Source organism: Marinobacter sp. CA1 (assembly GCF_020546665.1).
Taxonomy (GTDB): Bacteria; Pseudomonadota; Gammaproteobacteria; order Pseudomonadales; family Oleiphilaceae; genus Marinobacter; species Marinobacter xestospongiae.
Genome location: NZ_CP071785.1, coordinates 4,266,354 through 4,288,558, shown reverse-complemented (window position 1 = coordinate 4,288,558; position 22,205 = coordinate 4,266,354). Strand labels below are relative to the sequence as shown.

Sequence of the window (22,205 nt, the reverse complement as noted above, 5' to 3'; positions counted from 1 at the left end):
ACTGCAGAAACCTGCTCATCTGTTAAACTAGAAACGCATCGGCGGGGAGTCCGTGAGCCTCTCTACGCCCCTCGGGAATGCTGTCGTCCGGCTCTGCGGGTTCAGGATGGCGGTTGTGGTTCCCATCGATTCATGCCGGAGTAGTCTTACTGAGTTATGTTGCGTCGCTGGCTTGATAGTCTGGTCAATCGGGCCGTGCTTCTGGTGGTAGGGGCCATCCTGTTGACCGCCCTTGCGGTGAGCCTGTCCAACTCCCTGGCCAGCCGGCAGGAGCTGCAGGCCCAGGCGGAAGCCCGGGTAGCCATCATGGCCGGACTGATGGCCAGTGAGCTGGACCAGAAACTGTCGGTCCGGCTGGAAGCCATCTCGGACGTGGCCGCCCACCTGGCCATGGACCGTGTGGCCTTCGAGAGTCGGGCCCAGTTACTGGTGGACCGGCAGGTGGCCCTGCGGCATCTGTTTGATGGCATTTACCTGTTTGATGCCAAAGGTACTCTGATTGGCGCCTACCCGGAGGGGCGGGAGCACCTCGGCATCGATATCCGTGACCGGCCCTACTTCCGCCAGGCCCTCGGGCAACTGACCCCGGTGATCTCCGAGCCCTACCGGGCCTATGGCACCGACCTGCCGGAGATCATGGTGGCCGCGCCGGTGTTCGATCACCAGCGCCAGATGGTGGGGGTGCTGGGCGGTGCCATTCACCTGGATGGCGAGAACTTCATGGCCGACATTGCCAGCGTTCACATCGGGCGTACCGGCTATGTTGGAATTGGTACCCAGAGCGGTATTACCCTCGCCCATGGCGACGACACCAGCCTGGTGATGCAGCCGATCCCCGCCAGCAATGCTCCGGTCACCGCCGCTCTGCAAGGCTTTGAGGGCACGAAGATTTCGCCCAACAAGGATGGTCGGCGCTCCCTGGTATCGATTCGCCAGCTTAATCAGGCGCCCTGGTTTGTCGGGGTGATCTGGCCCCTGGACGAGGCCTTCGCCCCGGCCTCCCGCCTCACCGACATGCTGGCCTGGGTGCTGTTGGCGGTGATGCTGGTGCTGGTGCCGGTCGCACTGTGGGGCTTCCGCCTGCTATTGGCACCGTTGACCCACCTCTCCCAGCAGATCACTGATCGCCATCTGGGCTTGCGATCCCGCAGGGTCAGCGTTGGTGGTGGCCGGGAGATCCGCCAGGTGGCCGACACCTTCAACACGGTGATGGATGAGCGTACCGAGGTGGTCAACTCGCTGGCGGACCGTGAGGCTTTTTTTCGCTCGCTGTCCCAGCGCTCCCCCATTGGCATCCTGCAGGCGGATGTGCTGGGCCGGGTCGAGTTCGTCAACCCCGCCTGCGAGGACATCGTCGGCGTGCCTGCAGATCAGATCCGCCACCTGCCGCTGACGGCGCTGATCCACTCCGCTGATCGCCACACGGTGGTTGCGGATTGGCGTCGTATTCGTCAGCAGGGCGGGGTCTACCGCGGTCGTTTCCGGGTGGAGCACCAGCAGGGGCGGGGCACCCGCTGGGTGGATGTGATGACGACGGTGATCGACGCTCCCGGCAAGACCCTCGGTACCCTCACCGTCATTCGCGACATCACCCACGAGCTGGCGGTGGAAGCCGAGCTGAAAGCGGAGCAGAAACGCGCCGAGAGCATCCTCAGTGTGCTGCGCGAAGGGGTGTTGTTGACCGATCCCCAGGGTGCGGTTCGCTACGCCAACCAGGGTGCCTGCGAATACATGGGCAGTCCGTCGCTATGTGAGGGCAGCAATTTCTTTGATCGGGTCATCATTGAGGCCGACGGGATGCGCTGGCGCCGTGAGCGATTCCTGGCACAGTCGGAGGTTCCGGTGCTGGACGCGGTGTTGCGCAATACCCAGGGCCAGAAGTTTGATGTTGAGCTGACCATGCTGCGGTTAAGTCCTGGCGGAGACAACGAACGTCTGGTGTTTGTGCTGCGGGATGACAGCGAGCGGCGGCAACAGGAACGTCAGTTGTCCTGGGAAGCCAGTCACGACGCCCTGACCGGGGTGATGAACCGGCGCGGCTTCTCATCCACGCTGATCAAATGGCTGGAGCGGGCGGAAGAGCTCACAACCCCCAGCGTGCTGATGCTGATCGACCTGGATTATTTCAAGCCGGTCAACGATCACGGCGGCCACCTGCTGGGGGACGAACTGCTGCGACGGCTGGCGGAGGTGTTCAGCCAGGCGGTGCGGCAGTCTGACTGCGTTGCCCGTATTGGCGGTGACGAGTTCGGGGTGATCCTGCCGGGCTGTGGCCTGGAGCGGGCGGAGTTACTGGCGGAGGAGATCCGGGCCAAGGTGGAGGCGCTGACCATCGAACATGAAGGACAGTCCTTCGGTGTCACCGCCAGCATAGGCCTGACGGTGTTGTCACAGGACGATTCCGGCCCCCGGGAAACCATCGCCCGGGCCGACGAGGGCTGCTACGCCGCCAAGGCCCAGGGACGCAACCAGGTGGTTTCGGTACCGCTGCCACCGGAATACGAGGAAGTGACGGAACCTGGCGGTTAGTCAGAGGCTTCCCAGCCAGCCGGCAGACTGGGCGGCCTGCCACAACAGCCTCAGCGCCAGCGCCGTCAGCAACAGGTTGAACAACTGCTGGAAGCGACGGTTGTCCAGTTTTTTCAATACCTGCAGTCCCAGCCGGGTACCCACCAGACCACACACAATCATTGCCGCAATAAACACCAGCCACTGCTGGAAGACAAACCCGGCCAAGCCGAATACCAGGGCCTTGGGCGCGTGTTGCAGGGTCATGGCGGTGGCAAAGGTGGCCACGGTGGTGAAACGGTCGCGGTGGATCTGCTTGACGAAGGCAGCCACCAGCGGCCCGGTGGCGCCCACGAACAGCGACACAAAGGACGTCAGCACCGACGCCAGGAACACCCCCGGGGTGCCCAGGGCCCGGCCTGGCAGTGGCGGGCCCCAGCACAGGTAGAGCACGAACAGGGCAATGGTGAGCTGCCACAGGTGCTGGGGCAGGTCCACCAGCAGCCAGGCTCCCACTGCGGCGCCCACCAGAACCCCGGGGGCGAAGGCTGCAATCACCCGCCAGTCCACCTTGCGCCAGGTCATCGCCGCGCGGCCGGCGTTGGAACCCAGTTGCACCAGACCATGTACCGGAATGATCGCCGCCGGTGGCAGCCACATGGCCAGTAGCACCAATAGCAGCACACCCCCGCCGGCACCCAGGCTGGCGGTAATCATTGAGGTCAGTGCCGATGCGGCCAGCAGCAGCGCGGCGGTGGTGACACCAAGGCCTTCCGGTAACAGGGCGATGTCCAAGGCAGCTCCGATCAGGGGTTGTTGAGGGTGGTGCGGGCTACTCCGGGGCGGCCGTACACAGCGGATCTTCCCGGAGAGCGGAGGTTTGGCACAGGGCTTCGGTGGCCAGCTGCACGTCGGCGACGTAATACAGTGATGCCAGCCCCAGCCGGTCCCGGCCCAGGTTGTGGTAGATCATGCCGAAAGCGATATCGCCGGCGGAGAAACGGTCGTGGTGGCGGGCAAAGTAGCGTGCGGCCTCGGCCCGCTGGTCATCGTTGAGCAGGGCTTCGACCCGGCCCGCGCCGCCGTGGTAGGCCTGGATCAGTAACAGCGTGAACAGTCGCTGACGCTTGCCTTCGGGCAGGCTGCCGAAGCGCTGCTCGAAGGCCGGACGCAGATTGCGGGCGTTCTGGTTCATCAGCTTCAGGGCGCAGTCGAACTGGGCCAGCCGATGCCAGTGGTGCTTCGGCGTGATGCCGCAGTCCCCCAGTGCCGAGCTCGACAGCTGCAGGATGCCGCGGGCGTTGGCGGCCGAGTGGGCCCGGGCCCGGCCGCCGCTTTCGATCAGCAACTGGCCGGCGAGATAACGAGGCAGCTCCGGAGGCAGTTGCATCCGTTGTTGGGCCTGGCGGGTGGCGACCACCAGCGAGAGTGCCTGGTGCAGGTTCCCGGGCTGCTGTGGCGAGGCGAAGCTGAGGTCGTCCCAGCTGCCCCAGAGACGGGCATCCGGGTCGTTGCCAAGGTAGCGGCTGATGGCGTCGTCGAGCTCGGCGTGGGGCTGGTCGCAGGCCAGTGCGAACGGGTAGCCGGTGACATCGGGGGCGCCCTTGATCCAGGTATGGGCCTTGCCCCGCTGCGCCATGGAGGCCCGGGCGTCGTTAATGCGCCGCTGGGTGCCAAGTCGCGACACGCCGTTATCGATGTAACCCAGAAAGCGACCGCGACGGTCGAACAGAATGTGACGATCCGGCTGCGAGCAGTAGCCGGAAGAGGACAGCACCCAGCGGCGGATGGTGACGATGTTCTGGTACACCCCCTGACTGACCCAGTAGGGCGATGACCGCACCACCTCGGTCCAGTCGGCCTCGGTGTCCTGGGCAGCGACGGGCACCGTTACGGCAAGCAGCCAGCCGAACAGCAGCGACAGCAGTAGCCGGTCTCGCATGGTGAGGATGTCCTTGCTGATTGTTGGGGGAACGGGCTCGATCTGTTGGCATCCTAGCCAGCGCCACGGTGCCTTGTCCACGGCTTTGCGCTGGGGGGCGGGGTGATCAGGCCAGGGCGTGGGGAAAGTCCCTGTGCCCATCATGTTAGGGTATGCTGTCGCCAGCCGACCATCATGAGGGAGCCGCAATGAAGGAAGCCGAATACCTGCGATTTGATGCCGTCGCCCTGGCGGACCTGATCCGTCGTGGTGAGGTGCGTGCCGAGGAGGTCTGTGCCGCCGCCATCCGCCGTGCCGAGACCGTGGACCGTCGTATCAACGCCATCTGTCAGCCCCAGTTCGAGCAGGCCCGCAGCCAGCCGCTGCCGGAGGATGCGCCTTTTGCCGGCGTGCCGTTCCTGCTCAAGGACCTGGCCCAGGAGCAGGAAGGGGTATTGTGTTCCTATGGCAGCCGGGGCTTCCGCCACAACATTGCCCGCACCGATTCTGAGTTTGTCCGTCGCAGCCGCGGCGGCGGGCTGGTGTTCCTGGGACGCACCGCAACGCCGGAGCTGGGCCTGAAAGCGGTCACCGAATCGAAGTTGTGGGGGCCGACCCGCAACCCCTGGGACCTGAGCCGGACGCCGGGCGGCTCCAGCGGTGGCTCGGGTGCTGCAGTGGCGGCGGGGATTGTGCCCATCGCCGGTGCCAACGACGGTGGTGGCTCCATACGTATTCCTGCGGCCTACAATGGCCTGTTCGGTCTCAAGCCTTCCCGCGGCCGGGTGTCTGCTGGTCCGCTGGTGGGCGAGGCCTGGACCGGCGCCTCGGTGGACCATGTAGTCAGCCGTACCGTCCGTGACAGCGCCGCCATGCTGGATCTGCTGGCGGGCCCCGCCGAGGGCGACCCATTCCGTATCGCACCTCCGGCGCAGCCCTATGCCGAGCTGATGCAGCAGGCGCCCCGGCCGCTGCGTATCGGCCTGTTCACCGAATCGCCCTATCACACCGAGGTTGACCCCGAGTACGTCGAGGCGGTGGAAGCCACCGGACGCCTGCTGGAAAGCCTGGGCCATGAGGTTGAGCTGGCCCGGCCCCACTATGATGGCCCTGCCCTGGCCCGCTGCTACCTGGGGCTGTACTTCGGTGAGGTGGCTGCGGCCATGGCACGGGCCCAGGACGACTGGGGAGCGAAAGACAGCGATTTCGAGCTGGAAACCCGGTTGCTGGCCATGCTGGGACGGACCCTGCCGCTGCCGGACTACGTTCGCATGCGCCAGCAGTGGAACGATTTCGGCCGGGCTCTGGGGCAGTTCTTCGGGCGCTACGATCTCTACCTCTGCCCCAGCGCCGGGCAGAAGCCGGCGCGTATTGGCGAGATGAACACACCGGCACATCTGCAGCTGATGGCCAGGTTGATGCTCGCGCTCAAGGCCGGACGTCTGGTGCACCGCAGTGGTCAGGTTGATCAATTGGCACTGGAAAGCCTGGCCCGGACCCCGTTCACCCAGCTGGCCAATCTCACTGGTACCCCGGCGATGTCGGTGCCACTGCACTGGAGCGCCGACGGTCTGCCGGTTGGGGTGCAACTGGGCGCCCCCAGCGGCGATGAGGCGACCCTGCTGCAGGTGGCGGCGCAGCTGGAAGAGGCGCTGCCCTGGTTCGGTCAGTACGAGCGCCTGGACACCCTGGGCTGATTGCAACTTGGGCGCTGCAGACCCGTCCGGGTGATCCGCTTGCGGGCACCGGGCGTTTATCTTTGCAGTGTGAACAGGCTATGCTGTTAGTCAGGGTCCCGGCCAATTGGTAACGAAGCGGCCCTGACACCTGATGGCATCGAGGAGGCGAGTGAACGATGAACCAACCGATGGCAATCGAAGAGCTGGTATCCGTAGCGCAGGCTGAGGCCATGGGGGAGCTGGATGCCCCGATGATGGCCATAGTGCTCACCAATGAGCAGAGTTATGACCTGCCCATCAACTCACTGGACACCGATGCCGACAAGGCACGCTGGGCGCTGATCCTGAGGGCGGCGCGTGAACACGTGGAAGCCGATGCCGTGGCCCTGCTGTATCCGGCCTGGACCACCATCCGCAAGAAACCCGCAGTGGCTGCGGACGCCGAGGTTGAGGCTGAAAGCGGGCGTAGCGACGACGAGCAGGCCGAGCCCATCGACACCCTGTTCGTGCAACTGCACACCCGTGACCGGGTCTACTGGCGGGGGTTCGAGCAGATTCGCGATCCGCGCCACCAGCGCATCATTGGTTTCCGGGGCATTGGCGCCCTGTCGACCGATTACGGTCGCGACGACGCGCCCCAGGTTACGGCCTGGCTCGATACCCTGTTCGAGCCGCTGCCTGAAGAGGGCGAAGAAACCGAAGTGGATCGCGAACTGGCGGATCTGCTGGAAGAGCCGGAAGTGAGCGCGGCGCTGTACCCACGGCAACTGCGGGCACTGCACTGAGGCCCTTCGCCAATCCCCCCAATCGTGCGTAATAACCGCACAATCCTCCCAGAAGCCCGGCCAGACCGGGCTTTTTCATACCCGTTCAGCCCCGGGCCGGCACCGGCTGAAGGTGATAGTCCTGCAGGTCCAGCTTGCTGGTCATCAGCCGGAAGCTGAAGGTGAAGCCTGGCCAGTTGTTGGTGTTGCGGCCGGAGGCGGTCTTGTACCAGGAATCGCAACCGGACTCCCAGACACTGTGGCTGAGCTGGTGCTGAAGCCCGGAGACGTAGTCCCGCTGGCGCTCGGCCTTGACGTCGATGTAGTGCAGACCGGGGTCCTGCAATAGGCGGACACACTGCATGACATAGCGGATCTGTGACTCCAGCATGAACACAATGGAGCTGTGGGCCAGGTTGGTGTTGGGGCCATAGAGCATGAACAGGTTGGGGAACCCTGCCACGTTCATGCCCTTGTAGGCCTCGGCACCGTCCTGCCAGGCGTCGTTGAGGGACTGGCCGTTGAGCCCGGTGATGGTGATCGGGCTGAGGAAGTCGGTGGCCTTGAAGCCGGTACCGTAGATCAGGGTGTCCACTTCATGGTGCTGACCATCGGTCGTGACCACACCACGCTCATCGATGTGGTCGATGCCGTCGGTAATCAGCGCCAGGTGATCCTGGTCTATCGCCTGGTACCAGTCGTTGGAGATCAATACCCGTTTGCAGCCCACCGGGTAGTCCGGGATCAGCTTGCGGCGCTTGTCCGGGTCCCGTACATGCTTCTTGGCCAGGTGTTTGGCCTGCCACTTGAACACATTCAGCAGAAAACCGAAGCGGGTGAACGCCAGCGCCCGGGATTCGTTGCGCCAGTAGATCTGGGTGCGATAGAGGCGATCCAGCACCGGGTAATGGTTGAACAGGTACTGCTCAAACCCGCTGAAGGGCCGGTCCGGTTTGGGGATAACCCAGGCGCCGGAGCGCTGGAACAGCTTGAGCTCGCGCACCCTGGGCAGAATCTGGGGCACAAACTGGATGGCACTGGCGCCGGTGCCGATCACCGCCACCCGTTTGTCGCTGAGGTCGTGGCGGTGGTCCCAGCGGGCGGAATGGAAGGCGTGCCCCTGGAACCGCTGCAGCCCGTCAAGACGCGGGTAGGCGGGCTGGTTGAGCTGGCCGGTCGCGGTCACCAGAATGCGGGTCAGGAAGCGGTCACCGGTGGCCGTCTGCAGGCGCCAGAGACCGGCGTCTGCGTCGAAGTCCGCGGTGGTTACCTCCTGGTTGAAGTGGATGTGGCGCTGCAACTGATACTTGCTGGCACAGCCTTCCAGATAGGCGCGGATTTCCGGCTGTAGACCGAACTTGCGGGTCCAGTCGTGCTTGGGCTCGAACGAGAACGAGTAAAGGTGGGACTGCACGTCGCAGGCGGCGCCCGGGTAGGTGTTGTCGCGCCAGGTGCCACCGACGCTGTCGGCCTTCTCCAGCAGGGCAAAGTTTTCGATACCGGCCTTTTTTAGCTGAATGGCCATGCCCAGGCCACCGAAGCCAGTGCCGATGATGACGATATCGAGGGGTGCGTTCTGGGTCATGGCGGGTCCTGTCCGGGTACATTATGAAGTTTCAGCAAACAGGGTAGTCAACCTTGGCCCCGGCCACGAGGGCTTAGGAGGACAGATACTCCGACTACCCAACTGCATCGGGCATGACGGCCTCAGGGGGTAGCAGTATCCCGGCGGGAGATCAGCGTAAGGCACAGCTGGGCATGCTGGATAAAGTGGTCGAAGGCTGCACGTTGGGCTTCGGACGGTGTGGTGGGGGCGCCGGCGTTATCGGCGTAGAACATCCCAACCAGGCGACCGTTGGCCACCAGGGCTCCGGTCAGCGCCGGTACCCGGCCCAGCCAGGGATCTGCGGCTGTGGTGGGGGCGTCCGACCGTGGCCGGTAGATCGCGGTGCCATGGGGCAGCAGTTCGCCCAGTTCACCCTGGCCGTTCCGGGGTATCCGGAAGTCCGCTTTCCAGCCTTCGGTGTGGGGACCGGCCACCCGACGTGGGACCAGGGTGTCGCCACTACGGTCGGTCATCAGCAGGGCCACCCGTTGCAGCCCGACCGCCCGTTGAATGCCGTCGCTCACCAACTGACACACGGTGTTGATGTCGGGTTTTTCTGTCAGCACCCGGGTCAGTTCCCTAAGCAGCTGCAGTTGTATGTCGGCATCGCGTACCGGTGCCTCCTGGCGTGGCAGATCGTCGCTCTCGGGCTGGGTGCCCGGCAGCAGTTGGACCACCTGGGGAATGCCCAGGGACGAGGCAATCTGTACCACCTCCTCGGCGTTGCTGGCCAGCTGCGCCCGCAGATCGGTGACCGACTCACCGGTCGCCCGGGCCACGGGCGTCAGTACCTGCGCCACCGCCTCGCTGTGCCAGCCTTGCTCGGCCGCCCGTGCCAGTTCCACGGACAGCTGCACCAGATGGGCTTCCGGTGATCGTGCCTGGCCGGGGGCGACCGCTTCGCGGATGAATGGCCCCAGGGCCCAGGCCTCCACCAGCCCTCGTGTGAGCGTGACAAAGGTGGTGTGCAGCACCGCCCGTTGGGCGTCGGCCTCGCTTTCATCACCGTGCAGGCGTAATTCCAGCTCATCGGCCTGCTCGGTATCGCAGGACCAGAACGTCAGTTCACCGATGTTCATCAGCAGGGCGCCGATGAACACTTCTTCCTGGGCCTGGCTGTTGCGCTTGGGCAGCAGGCAGCGGGCCTGGACCGCGGCATGGAGAGCTCGTGCCAGACACCGAAGCAGATGTGGGCGATCACTGCGCTGCAGCAGGGTGTCGACGATCAGCGAGGAGATGGCCATGGATTTGACCGCATCGAATCCGATCAGGGTAATGGCCCGGCTGACGGTGCTGACCTGGGTCCGGGTCTGGTTGTAGAACACGGTGTTGGACAGTCTCAGGACCTGGGAGGTGAGCTGGGCGTCGTTGAGGATCACATGAGCCAGCTCGTTCACCGTACTGCTGGTGCTGTCGGTCAGCTCGTCGATATTACGCAGAGTATTGGCCAGAACAGGGAGTTCGACCTTGCTCAGGTAAGCGACCCATGCCTGGGCAGAATTCATCCGTGCGGGAACGTCGGTACGGTCGGTCAATACAGGCTGTCCAGTCACTCGCCGGGAGACATCGGGAAACCGCTACACCACCGGGTCGGTGTGGCGCAGGGTCTCTCAATGACACAGTTTAGTCCAGTCAACCCGCGGCGTCAGGGGCGGTTAACCGCCTTTTACATTTGCGCCGCGAGCTCCTTGTTGTACCTCTTATCTATACCTCTTATACCTCTTGGACCTGGCCAGCAATGCCTGGTGTCCCGAGTGGATCAGATGGCCGTAGCCCGCTCTATGACCCACAACAGGCTGACGGTACTGACGCCGGCAATCATTGCCGGCACCATCACCCGGCGGTAGCCGGGCGCCAAAGCCAGGCCGGACAACAGGGGATACACCAGAATCAGCAGACCGAGCTGCCCCAGTTCCACTCCAACGTTGAATCCGGCCAGTGCCAGCACCAGATGGGGCGTTGTGGTGGTCAACTCCGACAACACGCTGGCGAAGCCAAAACCGTGGACCAGGCCGAAAACAAAGGCGAGCTTCCAGGTCTTGCGACCGAGGACCGGCCACAGGATGTTGATGGCCGCAACCGCAATCGACAGCGCAATCACCGTTTCCACCAGGGCAATTGGCAGGGTTACCAGCCCCAGCGCGGCCAGCCCCAGGGTGATGGAGTGGGCGACAGTGAAGGCGGTGATGACGCCGGCCAGCGTCAGCCACTGCTGGCGGAAAGGGGGACGCTGCCCCCTGCGATTGGGCAGGGTGGCTGGCAGTACCAGTACCAGCAGGAACAGCAGGTGATCCAGTCCGATCAACAGGTGCACCACGCCTTCCCGTACAAAGCTGGCAAAGCTCGCCAGTGCGGACGGGGCCTGGGGGCCCAGCGTCAGCAGGCGGCTGTCCGGAGCCAGTACCGCCAGGCGCTGCTGGTTGGGCAGGTCGACCTGAACCAGGCCCCGGTGCAGGGCGTCCTGCTCGAAAAGCATCGAATAACGCAGGGCCTGAGGTGGGGCGGCATCCGGGCAGTTTGCCTGATAGGTGGTGGCCACGTAGGGCCCGTCGCTGCGTTGACTCAGCCCCCAGCGAGCGGGGATGAGCTGACAATCTCCGGTTGGGTTGGACAGCGCCAGGTGACCGGCCTGGTAGCCAAGGACATCGCTGCGGCTGGCGGTCAGTTCGGCACCGGTGATCTGGCCATTGCCGTTGCGGTCAAGAGGCAGTACCAGGGCCAGGTCCCGTAGTGCCAGATCAATGCGCAGCTGCCACTGACGGTCACCGTCGCTGTCGAGGTAGAGGTAGCCGTCGCTGGCCTTGTGGGCATGGGCTGGCAAGGTCAGGAAAGCGAGGCACAGGTAGCAAAGGATACGGAGCGGCATTTCAGCGTCCTCCCTCGGGGTAACGAGCATCGCTCTGTTGGTTGGTCGCAAGCCAGTCTTTCACCTGGCGCAGGGTATCCTGGTCCTGATGCTGGTAGGCGGCGCGTAGCAGCAGGCGGGTGTCTTCCGGTTCCCGCTGGTGTTGCCAGTTCAGTCTGGCTTGGTTGAGGGCGCCGCCGGTGTCCCGTTCCACGTCCAGCAGGTAGCGGGCGTAGGTGCGGCGATGCAGTAGCTCTCCGCGCCAGCGGGCGTCGCGGAACCGCTGCGCCAGCTGCTGTCGTAGGAGTTGCGTCTCCGTCGTTGACGAACTCTGTTGCAGTGCCAGCAGACGCAGCAGTGCCAGCCGGTCGGAGCCCTGATGATGGGCGGTCAGCGCGAGTACCTGTTGGTGGCGTCCCCGGGCCAGCAGCCAGTCGGCCCACTCCGCCCGGCTCTGGTGCAGGTCTGGGGCCTGCAGCAGCAGCCATTGCCAGTGGGATTCCGCTGCTGGGTCTCCCCGTTGAGCGGCGAGATCCGCCAAAACGCTTCGAGCCCAGAGACGGGTCTGCAATGGGGCCTGGCGGGCCTGTTCGAGATGGCGAGTGAGCTGCTTGTAGGCGGTGTCTGACTGCCCGGTGCGGGCCATGACCAGGGCCTGACAGGTAAGGCCTGCCAACCCTGCGTCGGATCGGGCTGATACCAGCGTGGTACAGGCCTGGCGGGCCTGGGGATAGTCACCCTGTACCAGTGCCAGGGTGGCCAGCATCAAGGTGGCCTGGTGCCAGTGGGGGTGGTCGGCACGGGTCTGCTCCTGTACCTGGCGCAGTCTCTCCGTGGCCGGCTCAAAACGATGAAGGCGCTGTTCCAGCTGCGCCCACAGCAGTTGGTAGAGCGTTGAACGGGCCTGCGCCGGCCAACGCTCGAGGCTGCGCTGGGCGTAGCCCAGGAAGCGGGGATCATCCTCCGTGTTGGCAAGGGTGAGCCAGTGCTGCACCCGCTCTGCCCGCTGCGCCGGCGTTGCGGCTGCCGGCAGAGATAACATGGACGGTGGCAGCTCCAGCAGCACCTGATCCGGAGGCGGCCGAGCCTCGATGGTGGGTGCGGCGACAACGGTCAGGCTGGTCAGCGCCAGGGCTACCAGTAAAAAGCCCCTGCCCCACAGGGCAGGGGAAGCCACGGCCGATCGGGGGTCTCTGGCAGAGCGGCAGTGGGGACGACCGTGCTTACAGCAGGTCGTCAAAGGCTTGTGGGTTGTTCTGATCATCGAAACTGAACTCCCGATGGTTGATTTCGGTGGGTTCGCGACGGTTGTCCGGTTGATTGAACTGCGCCTTGACGAAGCCGGTGAAACTCTCACTCGGCATCGGCTCACGGCGGTCGTTGTCGCTGCTGGAGCAACCGGACAGCATCACCGCCAGGGCTAGGGTGGTCAGGGTCAATGGCCTCATAGGTTACCTCCAGAATTAGATGGTCGACGGGTTCGGGGAGCCGGCAATCGGTGTTGCCAGATAAGGGAACCGGGTCATCAGCTCGGCTGGGTCAAGCTGGACGCCATCGGTGAAGGGCACGTCCCGGTTGGGAGCGTCTTCAAGCAGCGCGCCCATCACGACCCGCAAGGCAATGTCGACCACGTCATCCACCGGCCGGCGGCCATTGGGAAATCCCGCCAGATCTCCTCCCAGAACACCCAGGTCGGACTGGCTGGCGGCGTCGGTTGCGGCGATGGCGGGGTTGAGGCGAAGCATTTCCGAGGCGGTGACGCCCGCGGGCTGATTAAGATCCGGTACGCCGGTGAGGAACGCCGTCACCAGATCATTGCGGGGGAAGGTGTCAGGCGCTTTGGCGCCGGCGCTGGCAAACAGGATTTCCAGCAGTTCCGGCAGGGTGGGGTGGGTGACGTAGGTGGCGAACTGGCCATCGTCCCGGGGCTCGGAGGCGTTGAATCGATCCTTGTCCTTGAGGCCGATCACCACCTCGTTCACCAGTGGCATGCCCAATCGCGACACCTGGGTAAAGGCGCCGCCCTGAATGGTCGCGCCCTTGCCATTGGCGGCAGGGCTGGGGTTCAAGATCTGTGCCTGGCGCAGACTGGCAGTGGTCCAGGCGCCGATCACCGGTTGGCCACTGTTCTGGGTGGTGGCGCTGCCAGCGAGGCAGTCAATGGGAACTTCCAGGGCAAAACTGGTGACATTTTTGTCGGCCAGGTCACCGGCGCCCTCGCCATCCCGTGGGCCGAGGGGGTTGGTGTTCACCAGGTCGAAAATTTCGCCGAGATTGACAGCAAAGGCCTCTTTGCGCTGGCCGACAAAGACCCGGCCAAGGCCATTGCAGCCTGGGATTGCGATGTCGTGGATGTGTTGGTCGGCGTAGCCGCTGTAGTCGGCGAAGGTTTTGCTGCCGATGTTGTCCAGCGGTTTACGGAAGCGTTCGGTGCCGGTGCTGGCATTGGTGGCCTGCGCGGCCGCGCCACGGCGGTCGCCGCGAACGATCTCGACGGTGTATTCCTGGCGTTGCTGGAGGTTGCCATCCACCGTGCCGTCCCCGATCTGCTTGAGGGGGACGGATACCAGGGTTTCCTGGCCGCTGGGGCCGACCGGAAGCTGGATGTCATTGCTGATGTCCTGGAACGAAAAGCGGAAGGTCAGATCCTCAATTGCATCGCCGTCGTTGTCGATATGGATCTCGTAGCGGGCATCCGGGTCCAGGTCGAAGTAATTGGGGCCGCCATAGGCATCCTGCAATGGCAGGTAGTTGGCGATCAGGGTGACGAAATCCGCACGGCCGGGCTCGTAGCTGCGGAACATGTAGAAGTCGCTGGCATCGACTTTGGGCTGCTCGGTGAGAAACGGTGCCTCCCGGTGGCTGGAACCGTGGGAAATTCCCACGCCAAGGCACAGCCCGGCAATGGCCAGGGACAGACGGGTCTGGGTTCGATTGGTCATTATGCAATCCTCTTCTATGGTTAGGGGGCATCCCCCTGTGTTGTCTTTCACCTACGGGCTTCTGCGGCCCGACCACCGTTAACCGGTGGCGGTATCAGGGGTAACGGCTGAGCGTGGTGGGCGGATGCAGCGGTGCAATATTTTTTTCTGCATCTGGCGGCAGGTTTGGGCCGTATCGGATTAGGTGTGGCTTCGGTAGGCGAGGTCGCGAAACGGGAGATGGACATGGCAGCGGTGGATGCGGATCAGGCACAGTTGCTACGCCTGCTGGCTAAGGTGGCGCAACAGGACCGGCGGGCTTTTGAGACTCTGTACCGACAGGTGTCGGGGCGAATGTTTGGCCTGTGCCTGAAGCTGGCTGGTCAGCAGGAACTGGCGGAAGAGGCGTTGCAGGATGCGTTCGTGCGGATCTGGCACCACGCCGGCGAGTATCACCAGGAACGGGGCGCGCCACTGAGTTGGATGCTCAGCATCGCCCGTTATCGCACCCTGGACCTGATCCGCGCCCGCAAGGTGCGCCAGGGCCGTGGTGATGCTGACCTGGACGGGCTGGCGGACGACGGCCCGGGACCGATGGACAGGTCGCTGATGATGTCGGGGGCTTCCGCGTTGAGTGGGTGTCTGGAGGAACTCAGCGAGTCCCAGCGGGACAGTATTCTGTTGTCCTACTATCGCTGTCTGACCCATGAGGAACTGGCGGTTGCCATGGAAACCCCGATTGGCACGGTGAAAAGCTGGATTCGCCGTGGTCTGATGGCTTTGAAACGGTGCCTGGAACGATGAAACGGACTCCCGAAAGGATTGAACGACTGGCGGCTGAATACGTCATGGGCTCGCTTCGGGGCCGGGCGCGCCAGCGGTTTGAGCGCTGGATGATGGACTCCGTCGCGGTGCGTCGGGAGGTCTGGTACTGGGAAACCCGATTGGCGGAGCTGGCCGAAGTGGTGCCGGAGCAGACGCCGCCGGAACGGGTCTGGCGGCGCATTGGCCAGCGTCTTTGGCCGACGGCAACGCCGTCGCCGGGTGCTGCCGGGCGCTGGTTATTGGCCACCTGGAGTTCGCTGGCCACTGCCGCGGTAATGGTGCTGGCGGTGGTGCTGTGGCAGACCCCGCCGGTGGTGGAACCGCGTTTCCTGGCTGGCGCCATTGTCGAGCAGGATGTGGATGACCCACTTTGGGTGGTCAGCGAAGCCGCCCATGAGCACCGCCTGAGCCTGCGGCCAGTCGCCGCCCAGCCGGCCGCCCAGGATCGCGACTACGAACTGTGGGTGGTGCCGGAAAACGGCACACCGCTATCGCTGGGGGTGGTGCCGGTGGGCGAAGTCTACCAGGTCACCCTGGATGACGAGGCCCGGGCCGCCCTGAGCCAGAGTCGAACCCTGGCCATCAGCCTGGAGCCCCGGGGTGGTTCGCCCACTGGTGCGCCCACCGGGCCGATTCTGCATGTTGCACGGCTGTATGAGCTCTAGTGAGGCACTGGAAAGCGCTGACGGGTAGTGGCATTCAACGACCTTCCGCGCTCGGGTTTGACCACGGTTTAGTCTATAATCCCACCCCATTTTAACGCTGCACTCACAAGGCTGCTCCGTGATTGAATTTGACCAGGTCCAGAAGTCGTACGAAGTGGGCGGCCGGGCGATCCCTGCGCTGAAGGCCACCAGTATGACCGTTGCGGCCGGCGAGGTATTTGGCATTGTCGGGCACTCCGGTGCCGGCAAGTCCACTCTCGTCCGGCTGATCAACCTCCTCGAGCGCCCCACCGGTGGGCGCATCCTGATTGATGGCGAGAACGTCACCGACTACAACGCTGAACAGCTGAGGGGATTCCGTCGCAAGGTCGGCATGATCTTCCAGCACTTCAACCTGCTGTCGTCAAAAACCGTGGCGGACAACATCGCCTTCCCGATGAAGCTGGCAGGGATCTACTCGCGCCAGCAGATCCGTGACCGGGTGGACGAACTGCTGGCCCGGGTCGGCCTCAGTGACCACGCCAGCAAGTACCCCTCGCAGCTCTCCGGTGGCCAGAAACAGCGGGTGGGCATTGCCCGTGCACTGGCGTGCCGGCCGTCAATCCTGTTGTGTGACGAGGCCACCAGCGCCCTGGACCCCCAGACCACCCAGTCGGTACTGAGACTGCTGGCGGACATCAACCGCGAGCTGGGTCTGACCATTGTGCTGATCACCCATGAGATGGACGTGGTTCGCCGGGTCTGTGACCGGGTGGCGGTGATGGATGCCGGCGAAGTGGTGGAGCTGGGCGCGGTCAGCGATGTTTTCCTGCATCCCGAACACCCCACAACCCGGGATTTCGTGTTCGAGAGCGAGAACATCGATCGCGACGAGCTGCAGGAAGACCTGTCCCACGCTGAAGGCCGCATTCTGCGGCTGACGTTCCGGGGGGAATCCACCTACAAACCCCTGCTGGGCAAGGTGGCGCGGGAGTCCGGGGTGGATTTCAGCATCCTCTCCGGGCGCATTGACCACATCAAGGATACCCCCTACGGGCAGCTCACCCTGTCCCTGGTGGGAGGCGACCTGGATATTGCCATGGCCGCCCTGAAAGCCGCCGACGTGCATGTGGAGGTGCTACGCTGATGGAAAATCTACTGTCCAACGTCGACTGGCTGGAAATCGGCTGGGCCAGCTGGGATACCCTGGTGATGGTCGGCCTGTCGCTGCTGTTCAGCGTGCTGATCGGCCTGCCCCTGGGGGTGTTGCTGTTCCTGACCGGCAAGCGTCAGTTGCTGGAGCAGCCAATGGCCTACGCCGTGCTGTCCTTTGTGGTGAACGTGCTGCGCTCGGTGCCGTTTATCATTCTGTTGATCGTGATGATCCCGGTGACGGTGATGATCATCGGTACCTCCCTGGGGGTCGCCGGCGCGATTCCGCCCCTGGTGGCCGGTGGTGCGCCGTTCTTTGCCCGCCTGGTGGAGACTTCGTTGCGGGAAGTGGACCGGGGCATCATTGAGGCGACCCAGGCCATGGGCGCCACCGTCCGTCAGATCATCTTCGGTGCCTTGCTGCCGGAGGCGCTGCCGGGCATTATTGCGGGCATTACCGTGACCGCCATCACCCTGGTGTCCTACGCCGCCATGTCCGGCGTGGTCGGGGGCGGTGGTCTTGGCGATCTTGCCATCCGCTTTGGCTATCAGCGCTTCCAGACCGACGTGATGGTGATTACCGTGGCGTTGCTGGTGGTATTTGTGCAGCTGCTGCAGATGGCTGGTGATCGCCTGGTGACCTATTTCAGCCGTCGCTGAGCGGGTTTGAATAACGACTCCAAAACCAAGAGGTAAGGATATGAAACTGAAAAACGTCCTGGTGGCCCTGGCCGCCGTCGCCGCTGCTTCCGCCGCCCAGGCTGCGGACAAACTCAGTGTTGCCGCCACTGCCGTGCCCCACGCCGAGATTCTGGAGTTCGTTAAGCCCCAGCTGATGGAGCAGGGCGTGGATCTGGATGTCAAAGTGTTTACTGATTACGTTCAGCCCAACATCCAGGTGGATCAGGAGCGGATGGACGCCAATTTCTTCCAGCACCAGCCTTACCTGACCGAGTTCAACGATGGCCGTGGCACCAGCCTGGTCAGCGTGGTGGGTGTGCACGTTGAGCCGTTTGGCGCCTACTCCAGCAAGATTGAATCACTGGATGAGCTGACCGAAGGCGCGACCATCGCCATCCCCAACGACCCCACCAATGGTGGCCGTGCCCTGTTGCTGCTGCAGCAGGCCGGCGTGATTACCCTGGAAGACAGTAGCAAGATCACCGCCACGCCCCGTGACATTGCCGACAACCCCAAGGATCTGGAGTTCTACGAGCTGGAAGCAGCCACCCTGCCGCGGGTGCTGGATCAGGTGGACGTGGCCATGATCAACACCAACTACGCCCTGGAAGCCGGCCTGAACCCGTCTGAAGATGCCCTGATCATTGAGGGTGCGGAGTCACCGTACGTCAACATCCTGGTGTCCCGTGAGGACAACAAGGACAGCGAAGCGATGCAGAAGCTGGCTGACGCCCTGACGTCCGAGGCGGTGAAAGGCTTCATCGAAGAGAAGTACGAGGGTGCCGTGGTGCCGGCATTCTGAGCCAGTCTCCTGGCGAGTAAAGAAAAACCGGTCGAGTTCCGACCGGTTTTTTTTGATCTGCAGAAAAGGTTGCGCGGTCAGTCACCGCTCCAGTTGCTGTGGGGGTCCGGCGTCATGCGCAGATAGTGACGGACTTTCTTGTAGCCATGCGGGAAGCGCTTGCTAATTTCGTCCTCATCCTGCAGGGAAGGCACTATCACCACGTCCTCGCCTTTCTCCCAGTTGCCCGGGGTCGCCACCTTGTGCTCATCGGTCAACTGCAGCGAATCGATCACTCGCAGGACTTCCTTGAAATTGCGACCGGTACTGGCGGGATAGGTGATGATCAACCGCACTTTTTTCTGCGGGTCGATCACGAACAGCGAGCGCACCGTCAGGGTGTCGTCGGCGTTGGGATGGATCATGTCGTAGAGGGTGGAAACCGTACGGTCGGCATCGGCGATGATGGGGAAGGTCACCGTGCATTCCTGGGTTTCATTGATATCGTGGATCCACTCCCGGTGGGAATCCAGCGGATCGACGCTGAGGGCGATGGGTTTGACGTTACGGCGGGCGAACTCCTTGTGCAGTTTCGCCGTCAATCCCAGCTCGGTGGTACACACCGGGGTGAAGTCGGCGGGATGCGAGAACAGCACCCCCCAGCTGTCCCCCAGCCAATCGTGGAAGCGAATGGTGCCTTCGGTGGATTCCTGCTCGAAATCCGGCGCGGTATCTCCCAGTCTCAGACTCATGCGGTGTCCTCCTTCATTGTCGGGTCAGGCCGGCCCGACCCCGGACCGGCCAGTTCACCAGTGTCCTCTGAGTAACCATGGGGATGGCTGTCGGAGAACACAAGGGAAGCGCTGAAGAGCGGACGTGAATCAACGTTCATCAAAACCAACGTTCATCAGCGGCTCCCACGTGAATCCATATCAGGATTTTACCCCCAGTTCGCGCTGGCGGTTGAAATGCTCCTTGGTCAGCTTGAACACCACTGGGCTCAGCAGTGCCAGGGCAATCAGGTTGGGCAGTGCCATCAGGGCGTTGAGGGTATCGGCCAGCAGCCAGATGAAACCCAGGTCCGAGGTGGCGCCCAGGGGAATCGCCAGCACCCACAGCACCCGGTAGGGGATGATGGCCTTGACGCCAAACAGGAACTCAACGCTGCGCTCACCGTAGAACGACCAGCCAAGGATGGTGGTGAAGGCAAAGATCGCCAGGGCAATGGCCACGATGTAGTTGCCGATGCCGGGCAGGGCGTCGGCGAACGCCATGGAGGTCAGGGCCGCGCCTTCGGTACCGCTGGTCCAGGTGCCGGAGGTGATGATCACCAGGCCGGTGATGGAGCAGATAATGATGGTGTCGATGAAGGTTCCCAGCATGGCCACCATACCCTGGTTGATCGGGTTGTTGGTCTGGGCGGCCGCATGGGCGATGGGCGCTGAGCCGAGGCCGGCTTCGTTGGAAAAGATACCCCGGGCCACACCGAATCGCAGCGCGGCCCAGATGGCGGCGCCGGCAAACCCGCCCTGTGCGGCAATGGGGGAGAAGGCGTGGGTGAAGACCAGTTGCAGAGCACTGGGAATCTCACTGGCGTTGATGGCCAGCACCACCACACCGGCGGTGACGTAGGAAATGGCCATCAGCGGCACCAGCGCGCTGGCGACCTGACCAATGCGCTTGATGCCGCCGATCAGTACCAGCCCGACCAGCACCATCAGGATGCCGCCCGAGGCCCAGGTGGGAAGGTTGAAGTTGGCTTCCAGCACATCCGCCACCGAGTTGGACTGCACGGTGTTGCCGATACCGAAACCGGCAATGGCAGCAAACAGCGCGAACAGTACGCCGAGCCAGGCCCACTTGGGGCCCAGGCCGTTGCGGATGTAGTACATCGGGCCGCCAACGTGGGCACCACGCTCGTCCACCTCGCGGTAGCGAACCGCCAGTACCGCTTCGGAGTACTTGGTGGCCATGCCCACCAGTGCGGTCAGCCACATCCAGAACAATGCACCGGGCCCGCCCAGAAAAACCGCTGTGGCGACACCGGCGATGTTACCGGTACCCACGGTGGCGGACAGCGCCGTCATCAGTGCCTGGAATGGCGGAATCTCGCCGGCCTGGTCGGAGCTGCTGCGGCCCTGCCACATCAACCGGAAGCCGGCGCCGAGTTTGAGAATCGGCATGAACTTGAGGCCAATGCTGAGGAACAGCCCTACCCCCAGGATCAGCACAAGCATCGGCGGCCCCCAGGCCAGCGAGTTGATCTGTCCCACAAAGTTTGAAATCGCTTCCATCTGCGTCTCCTGGTCTGGTTCACGCAGGCGTCACCCGGTTCTGAAGGCGGGCTGTGATGACGCCTGCGCCGGTTTTAATTGTTGGCAAGGTCAATAAAGGATTGAGTTTAGCTGTTGAAACGCTGGTGTAAACCATTGCTGTAACAGGGGATTGACCGAGGTGCCGGGATCGGGGCCGGCAGAGGCATTGGCAAGCAGGCATGGGTGTCGTACAACATCGTCTGGTTTCCGTGGGAGCTGTGATCCGCTCCCTTAGCCCAGTTCAGGAGTTTGCCATGACCACCACGCCCAGCCATCACCTGCCACAACAGCGCGAGGTGACCACCCGAGGCCTGCGTTTCTGGGTGGAAACCCGGGGCAATCCGGACGGCGAACCGGTGCTGTTCATCATGGGGCTGGGGGCGCAGATGACACTGTGGCCGGAGGCCCTGCTGGATGCCTACGCCGACGCCGGGTTCCGGGTGATCCGCTTCGATAACCGCGACATCGGTCTGTCCAGCCACCTCAAGCAGCACCTCAGCGGCCACCCGATGATGATGATGGCCCGGCACCGGCTGGGGCTGTCGGTGGACGGTCCCTACAGTCTTCATGACATGGCCGGTGATGTCCGCGATCTGATGGATGCGCTGGCGCTCGAGCAGGCGCACCTGGTTGGCGTCTCCATGGGGGGCATGATCAGTCAGCTGGCGGCGGCGCGATGGCCCGAGCGGGTGCGCTCGCTGGCACTGATCATGACTTCAACCAACAGCCCGCGGCTGCCTTTGCCCCAGCCCCGGCTGGTGTGGAAACTCGCCGGAGTCGGTGCCAAGGGGCACGATGAGGCCTCGGTGGTGGCCCGCAGTCTGGCGTTCTGGCAGGCGATCCAGAGCCCGGGGTACCCCACGCCGGCGCCGGACGTGCGGGCGCGGCTGGTGGCGGACTACCGTCGTAGCTACCACCCGGCTGGTATTCTGCGGCAGACCCGGGCGATTCTGTCCACGGGCAGCCTGACGCCATGGACCCGGCAGATTCGCGTGCCTGCGGCGATCATTCACGGTCGCCAGGACCCGCTGGTGCGGCCGGTGGCCGCGGAACAGCTCAAGTATTTGTTGCCACAGGCGCGGCTGGAACTGATTGAGGGGATGGGGCATGACCTGCCGGTGCCCTTGCTGGCCCGGATTGCCGACATTGGTCTGGCGGTGGCGTCCCAGTCGCGGGCGGGGTGAGCAAAACCCAGCGCTCAGAAACGAAAATGGCCAGCCGGATTGTCATCGGGCTGGCCATCAGGTCGAACTCTCCACGGGGGTGGTCCTCCGTGTTGGTTATTTTTCTCTGGTGTCGTCAAGACCGCTTAGCGTACACGCATGCCGGCTTTCAGGCTGCGGGTCTGGGCCGCACGGTTCAGTGACTCCAGGGTCATGCTTTGACGACGACCCAGGGTGAGCGCCTGCGGCTGCTCAACGGTGTCAGCAACCACAGCGCGGTTGCGACGAAAACGGATAGCCAGGCTGTTCAAACGCATGGTACACCTCCTAAATGCATTAGCCATCCCAGGAGTCCGATAAGGCTCCTGTGGTTTCCGGGTTTGCCAAAGTTTCAGTCCAT

At 63.7% G+C, this 22,205-nt stretch carries 20 protein-coding genes; 9 read left to right on the top strand and 11 right to left on the bottom strand.

From position 1 onward, the window contains the following. Positions 1-156 precede the first annotated feature (156 nt). Positions 157-2,529: a GGDEF domain-containing protein gene (locus J2887_RS19675; RefSeq protein WP_227172823.1), complete on the top strand. Its 2,373-nt coding sequence runs from the start codon at positions 157-159 to the stop codon at positions 2,527-2,529. Here the strand turns inward: J2887_RS19675 and J2887_RS19670 are convergent, their stop codons facing one another. Then, positions 2,530-3,303, bottom strand: a complete 774-nt coding sequence (locus J2887_RS19670; RefSeq protein ID WP_227172822.1) for a sulfite exporter TauE/SafE family protein — start codon at positions 3,301-3,303, stop codon at positions 2,530-2,532. 37 nt (positions 3,304-3,340) lie between these two features. After that, positions 3,341-4,450 (bottom strand): hypothetical protein, encoded by a 1,110-nt coding sequence (locus J2887_RS19665; protein WP_227172821.1) that lies wholly within the window; start codon positions 4,448-4,450, stop codon positions 3,341-3,343. Positions 4,451-4,638: 188 nt separating this feature from the next. Between J2887_RS19665 and J2887_RS19660 the strand changes: the two genes are divergently transcribed. Further along, entirely contained in the window at positions 4,639-6,126 is a 1,488-nt protein-coding gene (locus J2887_RS19660; RefSeq protein ID WP_227172820.1) for an amidase, read from the top strand. Between the two features lie 158 nt (positions 6,127-6,284). Beyond that, entirely contained in the window at positions 6,285-6,893 is a 609-nt protein-coding gene (locus J2887_RS19655) for a hypothetical protein (RefSeq protein ID WP_227172819.1), read from the top strand. 85 nt (positions 6,894-6,978) lie between these two features. Here the strand turns inward: J2887_RS19655 and J2887_RS19650 are convergent, their stop codons facing one another. From J2887_RS19650 to J2887_RS19625, 6 genes are all read right to left on the bottom strand, one after another. Then, a complete protein-coding gene (locus J2887_RS19650; protein ID WP_227172818.1) occupies positions 6,979-8,457 on the bottom strand; it encodes a flavin-containing monooxygenase in 1,479 nt (492 codons plus the stop codon). A gap of 122 nt (positions 8,458-8,579) precedes the next feature. Continuing rightward, positions 8,580-10,013 (bottom strand): HDOD domain-containing protein, encoded by a 1,434-nt coding sequence (locus J2887_RS19645; protein WP_227172817.1) that lies wholly within the window; start codon positions 10,011-10,013, stop codon positions 8,580-8,582. Between the two features lie 224 nt (positions 10,014-10,237). Then, positions 10,238-11,344, bottom strand: coding sequence for a HupE/UreJ family protein (locus J2887_RS19640; RefSeq protein ID WP_227172816.1), 1,107 nt, complete (start codon positions 11,342-11,344; stop codon positions 10,238-10,240). 1 nt (position 11,345) lies between these two features. Further along, on the bottom strand, positions 11,346-12,500 hold the full coding sequence (locus J2887_RS19635) for a hypothetical protein (RefSeq protein ID WP_227172815.1): 1,155 nt from the start codon (positions 12,498-12,500) through the stop codon (positions 11,346-11,348). A gap of 46 nt (positions 12,501-12,546) precedes the next feature. Further along, complete coding sequence (locus tag J2887_RS19630) at positions 12,547-12,771, bottom strand: hypothetical protein (protein WP_227172814.1); 225 nt, start codon at positions 12,769-12,771, stop codon at positions 12,547-12,549. Positions 12,772-12,786: 15 nt separating this feature from the next. Beyond that, positions 12,787-14,265 (bottom strand): DUF4331 domain-containing protein, encoded by a 1,479-nt coding sequence (locus J2887_RS19625; protein ID WP_227172813.1) that lies wholly within the window; start codon positions 14,263-14,265, stop codon positions 12,787-12,789. Between the two features lie 225 nt (positions 14,266-14,490). Between J2887_RS19625 and J2887_RS19620 the strand changes: the two genes are divergently transcribed. The 5 genes from J2887_RS19620 (at position 14,491) to J2887_RS19600 (ending at position 18,348) form a co-directional block, all read left to right on the top strand. After that, positions 14,491-15,048: a sigma-70 family RNA polymerase sigma factor gene (locus J2887_RS19620; RefSeq protein WP_227172812.1), complete on the top strand. Its 558-nt coding sequence runs from the start codon at positions 14,491-14,493 to the stop codon at positions 15,046-15,048. Continuing rightward, a complete protein-coding gene (locus J2887_RS19615; protein ID WP_227172811.1) occupies positions 15,045-15,734 on the top strand; it encodes an anti-sigma factor in 690 nt (229 codons plus the stop codon). The genes J2887_RS19620 and J2887_RS19615 overlap by 4 nt, the downstream gene beginning before the upstream one ends. A gap of 118 nt (positions 15,735-15,852) precedes the next feature. Beyond that, the gene (locus J2887_RS19610) at positions 15,853-16,860 is read left to right on the top strand and encodes a methionine ABC transporter ATP-binding protein (RefSeq protein WP_227172810.1); all 1,008 of its coding nucleotides are present in this window, start codon (positions 15,853-15,855) and stop codon (positions 16,858-16,860) included. Continuing rightward, positions 16,860-17,525, top strand: a complete 666-nt coding sequence (locus J2887_RS19605; RefSeq protein WP_227172809.1) for a methionine ABC transporter permease — start codon at positions 16,860-16,862, stop codon at positions 17,523-17,525. Before J2887_RS19610 ends, J2887_RS19605 begins: the two co-directional genes overlap by 1 nt. A 40-nt stretch (positions 17,526-17,565) precedes the next feature. Beyond that, positions 17,566-18,348, top strand: a complete 783-nt coding sequence (locus J2887_RS19600; protein ID WP_227172808.1) for a MetQ/NlpA family ABC transporter substrate-binding protein — start codon at positions 17,566-17,568, stop codon at positions 18,346-18,348. 77 nt (positions 18,349-18,425) lie between these two features. On the opposite strand, the gene J2887_RS19595 is transcribed toward J2887_RS19600, so the two are convergent. Then, positions 18,426-19,079: a peroxiredoxin gene (locus tag J2887_RS19595; protein WP_227172807.1), complete on the bottom strand. Its 654-nt coding sequence runs from the start codon at positions 19,077-19,079 to the stop codon at positions 18,426-18,428. A 180-nt stretch (positions 19,080-19,259) separates the two neighbouring features. Next, entirely contained in the window at positions 19,260-20,621 is a 1,362-nt protein-coding gene (locus J2887_RS19590; RefSeq protein ID WP_227172806.1) for an alanine/glycine:cation symporter family protein, read from the bottom strand. A gap of 275 nt (positions 20,622-20,896) precedes the next feature. Between J2887_RS19590 and J2887_RS19585 the strand changes: the two genes are divergently transcribed. Continuing rightward, complete coding sequence (locus J2887_RS19585) at positions 20,897-21,826, top strand: alpha/beta fold hydrolase (RefSeq protein WP_227172805.1); 930 nt, start codon at positions 20,897-20,899, stop codon at positions 21,824-21,826. Between the two features lie 125 nt (positions 21,827-21,951). Here the strand turns inward: J2887_RS19585 and J2887_RS19580 are convergent, their stop codons facing one another. Continuing rightward, a complete protein-coding gene (locus J2887_RS19580; protein ID WP_227172804.1) occupies positions 21,952-22,122 on the bottom strand; it encodes a hypothetical protein in 171 nt (56 codons plus the stop codon). Between the last annotated feature and the right edge of the window lie 83 nt (positions 22,123-22,205).